The organism is Tropicimonas omnivorans (assembly GCF_031846565.1).
GTDB classification, from domain to species: Bacteria; Pseudomonadota; Alphaproteobacteria; order Rhodobacterales; family Rhodobacteraceae; genus Tropicimonas_B; species Tropicimonas_B omnivorans.
In genome coordinates this window covers 61402-73489 of sequence record NZ_JAVRHL010000005.1, presented here as the reverse complement: position 1 = coordinate 73489, position 12088 = coordinate 61402, and the positions used below count along the sequence as shown (strand labels likewise).

Here is a 12088-nt window from a genome sequence, read left to right as displayed (position 1 = left end):
GGCGGCGGCTCGGAACATCCCGTGCCGCCGCCCCGCTCTCCGTCCGATCCCTTCAGTCGAAGAGGGACCGCTCGATCCCGGCCGTCTCGAAGAGGTAGTCGCGCGAGCGGGTGATCTGGTCGGTCAGGGCGGGCAGGTCGAAGCCGACCATCTCGCCCTTCCATTTCCGGATCTCGCCCGCGGAAAGCACCGTTTCGACGTTCGAGCGCTCCATGAGATTGACCACCGCGCCCGGCGCATTGTTCAGCGGCGCGACATTCAGCGCCTCGGCGTCGAGCAGGATGATGTCCGCGTCCTTGCCGGGGCTGAGGCTGCCCACCTTGTGATCGAGCCAGAGGTCCTTCGCGCCGTTCACGGTCGCGAATTCGAGCACGTCGCGGGAGGTCAGCAGCGTCGGCGCATTCTCTGCACCCTCGAGCGCCGCCTGGTTCGCGAACGCGCGCTGGAGCGTCATGGCGCCGCGCATCTGGGTGAAGAAGTCCGCCGTCATGGTGCATTCCACATCCACCGACAGGGACGGCGCGATGCCCATGTCGAGCGCCTTCTGGATCGGCGGCATGCCGTGGCGCATCTGCATCTCGATCGGCACGGAGAGCGAAACATGCGCGCCCACATCGCGCGCCCGCCGCCACGTCGCATCGCTCATCCCGGTCATGTGGATGAAGAGGTGCTTGTCGGTGAAGTGCGGGATCAGCCTGTCCATCGTCTCGGCCATGCCGAGGCTGCCGACCACGTGCAGCGCGATCGGAAGGTCCAGGTCCTGCCCGAGGCGCCACAGGTCGAGCGGGTCCACGTCCGGCAGGTAGGCCTCGCCGCCCATGATCATGGACAGCATCTGGTCGTCCGAGCTGAAATGCTCGTCGCGGATCCTGCGGGCGTCCTGCGGGTACTGCGCATCGGCGCCATAGCCCTCGAAATAGCCGAACACGCCCCGGCGCCCGGCATCGCGGAGGCCCCGGATCGCCGCGTCCGAATGTGCGGGCGAGTGGTGGATCTGGGAGACGTCGTGCACGGTCGTCACGCCCGCATCGAGCTGGCTGATCCCGCCGAAGAGTTCGGAGATGTAGACGTCGTCCGGGCGGTACACCACCGAGAGCTTGCCGAGGATGTCGTCGAGATAGTTGCGCGCGCCCTCGCGCTCGGGCGTCGCGTACATGATCCCGTTGGGCAGGAAGGAGCGCAGTGCGGTCTCGAACTGGTGGTGATGGGTGTCGATGAAGCCCGGCATGACGATCCGGCCACCGGCCTCGATGACGGCGGCGCCCGGCGCGTCGATGGAGGGCGCGATCTCGACGATGCGGCTGCCTTCGAGCAGCACGTCGCCGCGTTCGAAGTCACCGATCGCCGGATCCATGCTCATCACGTGACCGCCGCGGATCAACGTCCGGCGCCCTTGCTGGCCCACGCCCTGCGGCAGGGATTGCGCGGCGGCGGGGCCGGACAGGAATGTCGGGAGCGCGGCGGTCGCGGCAGCGCCCGCGGCGGCGAACTTGAGAAAGGAGCGGCGGTTCGGGCCGGCTGAGCGGCAGAGTTCGCACATGAATGATCCTCCGGGTGCATGGTTACCGATAGTATGTTAGGAGGGATAAGGGTGTGAAAACGGCGGCTCAAGGAGGCACGTTCATGAAGCTAGGGCACATGTCTGTTCCCGGGGATTGCAACCGGATCTCGCCGATCCTGTCCCATGTCGGCAACAAGTGGGCGGCCCTGACGATCCTCGTGCTGTCCGAGCGGCCGAAGCGCTACAACCAGCTTCGGCGGGAGATCGAGACCATCTCCCAGCGGATGCTGACCGTCACCCTGCGTGGCCTGGAACGGGACGGCCTCGTCGCCCGCGAGGTCTTCGCCCACAAGACGCCGCCGCAGGTCGAGTACAGCCTGACGCCTCTCGGAGAGACCCTCGTCCAGCCGCTCTTCGCGCTCTGTGAGTGGTCCGCGCTCAACTGCACCGAGATCGAGCGCAACCAGGCGGCCCATGACGGGGAAGCGGGCGACCCCCACGCCTCCGTCGCGTGAACCGCGCCCCCTGTCGCAGCGTGGCGGCGGGGGTTGTCCGGCGGTACGGGGGGGGACGACCGCCCCCGGAACTTCAGCCGCACGCCGGGGACGGCGTTACCGGGCGCTGCCCGACCGCTTTTTTGACTGGCACAGCATGAGATCGCGGACGGCGCGGAAGGGCGCGTGAGGTGCACGGGGTAAGCCTCGGGATCTTCCGTCATCCGCGCCGGCACGAGATCTTCGCGAATGCCCATATAAAAACGTTTAACCGGCGTTCGGGCAGTTCATCACACAAGGTTCACAGATGGTTTGCGGGATCGTCACACGACGCCTCTAGCACCGGGGCAAACGCACCAAACCCTGGGGACAGCATGATGCTCATTGAAAAACCCGCCCGTACGCTCGTGGTCGCTGCGGCGCTCCTGACGGCGTTCGGCGGCGCCGCGACGGCACAGGACGACAGCCGTCCGGACCTGACAATCGCCGTGGCCGGCCTGCCGCCCACCCTTGAGCCTGCGAAGGAGCTCTCCAACGTCGGAACGCGGATCACCTATTCCGTCTACGACACCCTGATCCGCCGCGACTTCAACTCCGAAGAGGGCGGCAGCGGCGCCGAGCTGACCCCCGGCCTCGCTGAGAGCTGGGAGCGCGTGGACGACCGTACCCTCGAGGTGCACCTGCGCCCCGGTGTCACGTTCCAGAACGGCGCCGAGCTGACGGCCGAGGACGTGGCCTTCACCTTCTCGCCCGAGCGCCTCACCGGTGATGACACGCTCCTGCCCGAAGGTGCCGGCTACTTCGCGACGCTCGAAAGCGTCGAGGCGACAGGTCCCCTGACCGTGCGCTTCACGACGACCGAGCCCGATCCGCTTCTCGAGCAGCGCCTCGCCTCCTGGGCGTCCTGGATCGTGAACGCCGACGACTGGCGCGAGAAGGCCGATGAAACCGGCGGCCTGCCGCGCTTCCCGGTCGGTACCGGCCCTTACATGCTGGACGAGTTCCAGGCCGACCAGGAAATCCGTCTCGAAGCGTTCGATGACTATTACGGCGGCCGCCCCACAGCGGCCAGCGTCACCTTCCGTGCAGTGCCCGAGGATGCCGCGCGCATCTCCGGCCTCGTCAGCGGCGAGTTCGACATCGTCACCAACATCGCGCCCGACCAGATCGCGCAGATCAATTCCTACGACGACATCGAGACCAGGAGCGTCACGCTCGCGAACTCGCACGTCCTCGTCTACAACACCAACCACCCGGTGCTGGAAGACAAGCGGGTCCGCCAGGCGATGAACCTCGCCATCGACCGCGATCTTCTGAACGAAGCGCTCTGGGGCGGCCAGGCGACCGTGCCGAACAGCCACCAGTATCCCGAATACGGCGACATGTACGATGCCGGCCGGGACGACCTTCGTTACGATCCCGAGGCCGCGCGCGCTCTTCTGGAAGAGTCCGGGTACGACGGCGAGGAGATCGTCTATTCCACTCATCCGAGCTATTACCTCAACGCCCTACCCGCGGCTCAGGCGATGGTCGAGATGTGGAAGGATGTGGGGCTGAACGTCAGCCTGAACGTTACCGAGGACCTGAACAGCCTCCGCGGCAACGACCTGATGATGCGCAACTGGTCCAACTCCACGCGCTATCCCGATCCGCTGGGCGCGCTCTGGCTGGCCTGGGGTCCTCCGGGCGGTCCGCAGCAGACCTGGAAGACCTGGTCCAACGAGGAGTTCAACGCCGCCGGCCGCGAACTCGAGGTGACCACGGAGCTCGAGGAGCGTCAGGCTCTCGCGACCGAGATGCTGGACATCTGGGCCGACGACGCGCCGGGCACGATCCTCTACCAGCCGCTCGAGACCTACGGCGTGCGCAAGGACCTGACGTGGCAGCCCTACACGTTCTACTACATGGACCTGCGTCCCGATAACCTCGAGGTGGAGTGACCTTGACCGGGACCCTCACACTGGACGGGAGCGCCACCGGCGCTCCCGTTCCCGCCGTATCCGGGACCCCTCCGGCGGAGGCCGGGGCGCCCGCCCTCGTCGTCGAGGATCTTTCGGTGCGGCGAGGCTCCGTCCATCTCGTGGAGAGCACGTCGCTGTCCGTCGCGAAGGGGGAGACGCTCTGCCTCGTCGGCGAAAGCGGCTGCGGAAAGAGCCTGACCTGCACCGCCATGATGGGCCTGACCAATGCGCCGCTTGCGGCGGAGGGCTCGATCCGGGTTCTCGGCCGTGAGATCTCGGGACTGCCCGAACGCCGCCTGAACGGCGTGCGCGGACGGGATGTCGCGATGATTTTCCAGGACCCGATGGCCGCTCTGAACCCGATCCAGCGCGTCGGCGCACAGGTCGCGGAGATCCTGTCCGTTCACGGCGAGGCCTCCCGGACGGAGCGCCGCCGCGAGGTGCTGGCTCTCTTCGAGCGGGTCGGCCTTCCGGACCCCGAGCGACAGGCCCGCGCCTATCCTCACCAGCTCTCTGGCGGCATGTGCCAGCGCGTGATGATCGCCATGGCGATCGCCTGCCGCCCCCGGATCCTGATCGCTGACGAACCGACCACCGCGCTCGACGTCACCATCCAGGCCCAGATCCTGCGCCTTTTGCGCGAGCTTCAGGACGAGACCGGCATGGCGATGATCTTCGTCACCCACGACCTCGGTGTCGTGGCCGAGATCGCCGACCGCGTCGCCGTGATGTATTCCGGCCGCGTCGTCGAGGAGGCCGGGGTGGACGAGATCTTCGACGCGCCGCGCCATCCCTATACCCGCGCGCTCATGGCCTGCCGCGTCGGCACCGGCCAGCCGGGAGAGGTGCTTCCCGCCATCACCGGCAGCGTGCCAGCGCCCTCCGCCCGCCCGGCGGGCTGCGTCTTCGCGCCGCGCTGCGATCACGCCGGGCCGCCCTGCCTCGTCCGCCCCCGGCTCAAGGCCCGCATGTCCGGCGCCCGCGTGGCCTGTCACCTCGGGGAGGGCGCGGCATGACCGATCCCATCCTTGCGCTCAAAGGCGTCACACGCCGCTACCGGACCGGCGGCGGGTTCTTCTCGAAGGAGACGATCACCACCGCCGTCGACGATGTCAGTCTGACCGTCGCGCCGGGCGAGGTCTGCGCGATCGTCGGCGAAAGCGGCAGCGGCAAGTCCACTCTCGCGCGCATCGCCGCGGGGTTCGACCTCCCGGACGGCGGCGCGGCCCTCTTTCGCGGCGCGCCCTATGCCAGGCCCGGCAGCGCGGCGTGGCGACGGGAGCGGGCCGTGGTCCAGTTCGTCTTCCAGAACCCCTCTGGCGCCCTCGATCCCCGCGCGTCGATCGCCAGCCAGATCGGCGAGATGCTGACCACCCATGAGCGCTGCGACCCGGCCACGCGCGCTGCGCGCATCGACGATATCCTGGACCGCGTGGGGCTCGCCGGGATGGGCCGCCGGGTTCCTCAGCAGATGTCCGGCGGGCAACTCCAGCGCGCCGTCCTCGCCCGCGCGCTCGTCGTGCGGCCGGAACTCCTGATCTGCGACGAGGCGGTGAGCGCGCTCGACGTGTCTGTGCAGGCGCAGATCCTCAACCTCCTGATGTCGCTGAAGGACGAGTTCGGGCTGACGATGATCTTCATCACCCACGATCTCGGCGTGGCCCGCCATGTCGGCGACCGGATCGCCGTGATGCAGAAGGGCCGGATCGTGGAGAACCGGCGGACACATTATCTCTTCGACAGTCCGCGCGCCGCCTATACCCGCACGCTCCTCGCCGCGATCCCGGCCGCGACCCCTGCCGCCCGCCGCGCGCGTGAGGCCGCCGCCGCAAGGGAGACCGCGGCATGATGAAGATCGTCGCCCATCGCGGCCATTCGGCGGGCAACCCCGAGAACACCGTCCGGGCCTGGCAGGGGGCCGTCGCCGCGCGGTCGGACCTCGTGGAGATCGACGTGCGGATCAGTGCGGACGGGCGTGCCGTCTGCTGCCACGACCCGGACCTTTTGCGCCTCGCGGGGGATCCCCGGTGCATCGCGGATTTGACGCCCGACGACCTGACTGCGCTGCGGACCGAACATCCGGGGATCGTGCCCGATCTCGCGGAGGCCTTCGCCGAGGTGCCGGGCGATACGGGCCTGCTCCTCGACGTGAAGGACGAGAGCCCGCGTTCGCTCGATCGTCTCGCCGCGATCCTGGAAGACGCGGATCTCCCCGGATGCGTCCTCGGCCTCCATTCCGTCGCCGCACTTCATCGCATGGCCGGCCTTGCCCCCATCCTCGCCCTCTCCCCGCGGGGGGCGGAGCCGGGCGCCTTCCTCGCGGCCGGGGCGGACATCCTCCGGCTCTGGGAAGTCGACGTGGTCGCCTCTCATGGCTCGCCCGGCGTGCCGGTCTGGGTCACCGCGGGGGGAGCCGGAACCGGGCGCCCCGTCGGCGATATCGACGCCACCGACCTCCGTCGCCTCGCGGGGCGCGGCGTGGCCGGCGTTCTCGTCAATGACCCGGCCGCCGCGCGTGCGTCTCTCACTCCCTTGCCTTCGGACCTGACATGACCCCCAGAAGCTGCCTTATCGCGACCTTCGACGGGCTGCGCCGCGACCGCGCGACGGCGGACCTCATGCCGAACGTCGCCCGTTTCCTGGCCGGCGGCACGGACTGCGTGAATGCCCGGTCCGTCTTCCCGAGCGAAACCCGCGTGGCCGTGACCAGCACCATCACGGGCTGCGCCCCCGCCGCGCACGGCCTCGTCGCGAACCAGTTCCTGCACCCCGTCGCGCCGGATCGGATCTTCCAGACGGCCAGCAACGCGGACCTCTCCGCCGCCGCAGCCGCTGGCCAGCTCATCGACCGCCGCTCCCTCGGGGAGCGCCTGGCGGAGGCCGGGCGCAGCATGGCCATCGTGAGCACGGCAAGCCCCGGAGCGACCCGGATGATGAGCCCGCGGGCTCATGCGCTGGGCCACCCGGTCTTCTCCGTCCACGGCGCACCCGTGGGCACCGAGGAGCTTCAGCGCAAGGCGGAGGACCGTCTCGGCACGATACCGCCCGCGGGCACGCCCAACAGCGCGCGCGTGGATCATGCCGTCGATGTCCTGACCCGGATCGTCTACCCGGATCACGATCCGGACCTCGCGATCCTCTGGCTCTCCGATCCCGACATCACCTCGCACGGCTTCGGTGTAACGTCTTCCGAGACGGAGGCGGCGCAAGCCGCCTGCGATGCGGCGTTCGGACGGCTCCTCGAGTGGTGGGAGGCCGGGAACGGGCCGGAGAACATCGTGGTGATGTCCGATCATGGCCAGATCACCGGCAGTGCGCGGGTCGATCCCGTGGCGGACTTTCCGGACTGGGAGGGTCGCCTCGTTCCCGGCGCGCTATGCGGCCTCTGGCTGGAGGAGACCGGACCGGATGCGATCCAGGACGCGGTGGACCGGCTGAGGGACACGCGCTGGGCCGGTCTGATCTTCGCAAGCGGCGCGGAGGGGCAGCGGGTGAACGGGGCCATGCCGTGGTCCGCCGTGAACCAGGGGCATCCCCGCACCCCCACCATCGGCGTCACCCTGCGCGCGGCGCCCGCCGGGCCGGACGGGGTGGAGCAGACCTTCTTCGCCGCCGGGATCGAGCCGGGCGGCGGCATCCATGGCGGTCTGACGCGGGGCGAGTTGTCCACCGTTCTGGGGGCCCGCGGACCGGCCTTCCGGCAGGGCCACCGCTCCGAGGTCCCGTGCTGGCTGCCGGATATCGCGCCGACGATCCTGTCCGTGATGGGCCTTCCCGTCACCGGCACTACCGGGCGGGCGATGATCGAGACGCTTGCCGCCGGCGGGCGGGCCCCCGATGTCGAGCGCCATGTCGAGACGGTGGAGCATCGCGGCCACGCCCAGCACCTCGCCTGGTGGCAGGTCGGTGACGGCCGGATCGTCGATTGCGGCTGGATGGAAGAGGCGGGAGCGTCATCGGGCCGAAGCAAGCGCGCGGAGGAGATCGCATGAACGGGCCGTTCCTTTTGCGCAAGGGCGCACGCTGTCTGATGACCCTGCTTCTTGCCGTGACCTTCGTCTTCGTCGTCCTGCGCCTTTCGGGCGATCCGGTCCAGCGCATGCTGGCGGACGACGTGCCGGCGAAGGTCATCGAGAGCTACCGTGTCATGTGGGGCCTCGACCGGCCGCTGCCGGAGCAGTACCTGCGCTATATCGCGAACGTTGTCCGGGGCGATTTCGGCCTGTCCTTCCGCGATGACAGGGCCGTCGCGACGATCCTCGCGGAGCGCATTCCGGCGACGCTCAAGCTCGGTCTCCTGGCCCTCGGGATCACGTTGCTGATCGGCATTCCGGGCGGCATCGTCGCGGCGCTCAATCGCGGCAAGCTGGTGGACCGGGTGGTGATGGGGATCACCATCCTCGGTCACAGCCTGCCGAACTTCTTCCTCGGGATCCTGCTGATCCTCTACTTCTCGATGACGCTTCGGCTCCTGCCCAGCTCCGGCATCGGGACGTGGCAGCACATGGTCATGCCCGCGATCACGCTCGGCACGTCGTTTGCCGGAACCGTGGCGCGCTTCACCCGCTCGGCCATGCTGGAGGTGCTGAACCAGCCCTACATGCGGACCGCGCGGGCCAAGGGGGTGCAGCGGCCCGCCCGGATCTGGCACCACGCGCTGCCGAATGCGGCGATCCCGGTCGTGACCGTGGTGGGCCTGCGCCTCGGCGGGCTCGTCGGCGGGGCGACGGTGGTGGAGACGGTGTTCGGCTATCCCGGCATCGGCTCCCTCCTCGTCAACTCCGTGGCGCAGCGCGATCTCGCCGTGGTGCAGGGCGTAGTCCTGCTGATCGCATTCACCATGGTGGTGACCAACCTGCTCATCGACCTTGCCTATGGATGGCTCGATCCGCGCATCGCGGCGACTCAATCGGGAGCCGGGGCATGAGCGCGCTCGATGCGGGCGGGACGCCGTCCCGCGGCAGGGGGTTCCTTCCCCGCCGCCGGACCGCCGCGAGGCATCAGCGACCGTCGCTCCTCGTGAAGATCTGCTTCGCGTGGCTCGCGCTCGTGCTCTTCGTCGCGATCTTCGCCGGATGGCTCGCGCCCTTCGGCTATACCGAGCAGAGCCTTCTGACCCGCCTGAAGCCACCGGCCTTCCTCGGCGGACCGGCGGAGCACATCCTCGGAACGGACGGGCTCGGGCGGGATGTCCTCAGCCGCCTGTTCTTCGCCGTTCGGACCAGCATCCTCATCGCCTTCCTCGGCACTGCGATCGGCGCCGTCACCGGGACCGTCCTCGGGATCATCGCGGCGCATTTCCGGGGCTGGGTGGACGACATCGTCATGGTGCTGGTGGACTTCCAGGCCAGCGTCCCGTTCCTCATCGTCGCCCTCGCGATCCTCGCCTTCTTCGGCAACAGCTTCGTGCTCTTCGTCTGCATCGTCGGGCTGTTCGGCTGGGAGACCTATGCCCGGCTCGTGCGCGGTCTCGTCCTGTCGGTGTCGGGGGAGGGCTACGCCTTCGCGATCCGGACGCTGGGCGTGCACCCGGCACGGATCTACCTGCGCCATGTCCTGCCCAACATCGCCGGCGTCCTCACCGTGCAGCTGACGTTGAACTTCCCCGAGATCATCCTTCTGGAGACATCGCTCTCCTTCCTCGGCCTCGGCGTGCAGCCGCCCGGTACCAGCCTTGGCCTCGCCCTGGGCGAAGGCCGCAACTACATCGCGACGGCGTGGTGGATTGGCCTGCCCGCCGGGGCGGTGATCTTCCTGACGACGCTGTCGATCAGCCTCGTCGGCGACTGGGTCCGCGATGCGCTCGACCCGTCGCTCTCGCGCGCGGAGTAGGAGAATGCCGGCTGGAAAAAGTCCCGATTTGCCGGATGTGGCGGGCGTGATCTCGGGCCTGGACGGCGTGGTCTATCGCGGGACGGAGGAAACAGGGGAGGGCATCACGGCCTAGAGCCGAGATCGCCTTTTTCGTCAGACAGGTCTGCCTCTCGCCGGCGCGCGTCGCTCGCCAGGGGCAGAAGCTGACGCTCATTCAGCGCGCGGCGAGGGACTGGTAGGAGCCCAAAGATACCGACCACCGATTGGTTGCGTAAGACCGAGTATCCAGCCTAGAAGTTGGGATGATAAGTCCACTTTCATTTAACGTTATGAGCGGCGAAGGTTCGCTGCTCTGCCCAGTATGCGGCTTTCCAGACTTTTCCCCATCGCCAGCATATTCTGAAACTGGAGGTGAGATCGGAAAAGCGATTTGTCCTTGCTGCCTCTGGGAGCCGGGCTTTGACGACTGTCCATCTGCATCTGCGAAAGCAAAATCGACAATCCTAGCTTCCATTCTGGCATATCGAAATAGTTGGGCTGTAACTAAACAATGGCGAGGCCAACGTCATAGAAAGCCAGAAGACTTCGGTGCCTCGCGACAGCTTATGGAATTGCTAAGGCTAGCACCCCATATCAAGTAATGCCGAGTGGCAGCAAAGTCCCGCATTACTGACCTTCCGACACGGTGCAGCCAATGGCCGGTTTAGGGTAGGCCCGCCGGATCAGAGGCCGAGCTTCTGCCGAAGAGGGCAGACCTGTGTCGTGCTGTTCATGAGCGTGCCTTTTCAGGCTTCGATTGCCGTCGCGGCCTTATGGGATCCCTGCGGTGCCCGCCGGGGCGTCAGACGTCGGTCGGTGGCACCGCGGGCGGGCGGCGCACGAAGAAGGCCGCCGCGATCATCGCGAGCGATATCGCCGCGCCGCACAGGAAGCCCGCCCGCACGCCGGCGGCGGTCGCTGCTGCCATGTCGGCCCCCTCGGCGAGACGCGCCCCGATCCGGAGCGACATGACCGAAACGAACAGCGCGATGCCGGCCGCGCCCGCGATCTGCTGCGTCGTGCCCAGAAGCGCGCTGCCGTAGGAGTAGAGCGGCTTCGGCAGCGAGCCGAGACTGGAGGCGAAGAGCGGCGTGAAGAGCAGGGCCAGTCCGACACTGAGGACGATGTGGGACAGAAGGACCTTCGGCATCCCGCTGTCCTGTCCGAGCGAGGCCATCAGCCAGAGCGCCGCGCTGACCGCGACGGCGCCGGGGATCACCAGCTTCCGGGCGCCGAGCCGGTCGAACATCCTGCCGACGAAGGGCGCGAGGAGGCCCATCGTCAGCCCGCCGGGCAGCAGCATCAGACCCGATTGGAGCGCGGACAATCCCAGCACGTTCTGCATGTAGATCGGCAGAAGGATGATCATCCCGAAGAGGGACATCATCGCGAAGCCCATCATGATGACGGAGACGGTGAAGACCCGGACGCGGAACGTCCGCAGATCGAGAAGCGCGCGATCCCGCGGCGCGAGCCTGATCTGCCGCCAGACGAAGAGGGCCAGCACGCCGCCCCCCACCGCCAGCGGCGCCCAGAGCGGAACCGGGCCGCCCTCGCCGTGTCCTTCCCCGATACTCGACAGCCCGTAGACGAGGCCGCCGAAGCCGATCGCGGACATCACGACGGAGGGGATGTCGAGCGGCACCTTCCTCGGCGTCGTGACGTTCACCAGCTTCGAATACCCGAGCGCCAGCGCCCCGAGCCCGATGGGCAGGACGAGCCAGAACATCCAGCGCCAGTCGAGGAAGCTGAGGATGATCCCCGAGATCGTCGGCCCGATGGCGGGGGCGACGGAAATCACGATGGAGATGTTGCCCATGGTCTTGCCACGCACCGCCGGCGGAACCAGCGTCATCACGGTGGTCATCAGCAGCGGCATCATGATCGCGGTACCGATCGCCTGCACCACGCGCCCGACGATCAGGGGACCGAGACTGGGCGAGATCGCGCAGAGGAAGGTCCCGAGGCTGAAGAAACTCATCGCCGCGAAGAAGACCGAGCGCGTGTGAAACCGTTGCAGCAGGAAGCCGGTCACCGGGATGACGGTCGCCATGGTCAGAAGGAAGGCCGTGGTGAGCCACTGCGCCGCGTTCGCGGTCACGTTCAGGTCGACCATCAGGCGCGGCAGCGCCACGCTCATGATCGTCTCGTTCAGGATGACCGTGAAGGCGGAGACGAGAAGCAGCGCGATGACGAGCCGGTCCCGCGCCGCGGTATCGGTCGCGCTGTCCTCGGCCGGGGCATCGGCGGAGAGGGCCTCGGTATGCATGATGTGTCCT

Annotated in this window: 10 protein-coding genes; 8 read left to right on the top strand and 2 right to left on the bottom strand. The window is 68.0% G+C overall.

All coding sequences use genetic code 11. The features are described 5' to 3' along the window. Window positions 1-52: 52 nt before the first annotated feature. Entirely contained in the window at window positions 53-1540 is a 1488-nt protein-coding gene (locus RM543_RS17515) for an amidohydrolase family protein (protein ID WP_311694039.1), read from the bottom strand. 83 nt (window positions 1541-1623) lie between these two features. Between RM543_RS17515 and RM543_RS17510 the strand changes: the two genes are divergently transcribed. The 8 genes from RM543_RS17510 to RM543_RS17475 all read left to right on the top strand — a co-directional run bounded on the left by RM543_RS17510 (window position 1624) and on the right by RM543_RS17475 (window position 9788). Further along, the gene (locus RM543_RS17510; RefSeq protein WP_311694038.1) at window positions 1624-2016 is read left to right on the top strand and encodes a winged helix-turn-helix transcriptional regulator; all 393 of its coding nucleotides are present in this window, start codon (window positions 1624-1626) and stop codon (window positions 2014-2016) included. Between the two features lie 356 nt (window positions 2017-2372). Beyond that, on the top strand, window positions 2373-3935 hold the full coding sequence (locus tag RM543_RS17505) for an ABC transporter substrate-binding protein (RefSeq protein WP_311694036.1): 1563 nt from the start codon (window positions 2373-2375) through the stop codon (window positions 3933-3935). A 2-nt stretch (window positions 3936-3937) separates the two neighbouring features. Continuing rightward, window positions 3938-4972 (top strand): ABC transporter ATP-binding protein, encoded by a 1035-nt coding sequence (locus RM543_RS17500; RefSeq protein WP_311694034.1) that lies wholly within the window; start codon window positions 3938-3940, stop codon window positions 4970-4972. After that, window positions 4969-5805, top strand: a complete 837-nt coding sequence (locus RM543_RS17495; protein WP_311694033.1) for an ATP-binding cassette domain-containing protein — start codon at window positions 4969-4971, stop codon at window positions 5803-5805. Before RM543_RS17500 ends, RM543_RS17495 begins: the two co-directional genes overlap by 4 nt. Then, entirely contained in the window at window positions 5802-6509 is a 708-nt protein-coding gene (locus RM543_RS17490) for a glycerophosphodiester phosphodiesterase (RefSeq protein ID WP_311694031.1), read from the top strand. Before RM543_RS17495 ends, RM543_RS17490 begins: the two co-directional genes overlap by 4 nt. Beyond that, complete coding sequence (locus RM543_RS17485) at window positions 6506-7948, top strand: alkaline phosphatase family protein (RefSeq protein ID WP_311694029.1); 1443 nt, start codon at window positions 6506-6508, stop codon at window positions 7946-7948. Before RM543_RS17490 ends, RM543_RS17485 begins: the two co-directional genes overlap by 4 nt. Then, complete coding sequence (locus RM543_RS17480) at window positions 7945-8883, top strand: ABC transporter permease (protein ID WP_311694027.1); 939 nt, start codon at window positions 7945-7947, stop codon at window positions 8881-8883. Before RM543_RS17485 ends, RM543_RS17480 begins: the two co-directional genes overlap by 4 nt. Then, complete coding sequence (locus tag RM543_RS17475) at window positions 8880-9788, top strand: ABC transporter permease (protein ID WP_311694025.1); 909 nt, start codon at window positions 8880-8882, stop codon at window positions 9786-9788. The genes RM543_RS17480 and RM543_RS17475 overlap by 4 nt, the downstream gene beginning before the upstream one ends. A gap of 823 nt (window positions 9789-10611) precedes the next feature. Here the strand turns inward: RM543_RS17475 and RM543_RS17470 are convergent. After that, window positions 10612-12078, bottom strand: a complete 1467-nt coding sequence (locus RM543_RS17470; RefSeq protein WP_311694023.1) for an MDR family MFS transporter — start codon at window positions 12076-12078, stop codon at window positions 10612-10614. Between the last annotated feature and the right edge of the window lie 10 nt (window positions 12079-12088).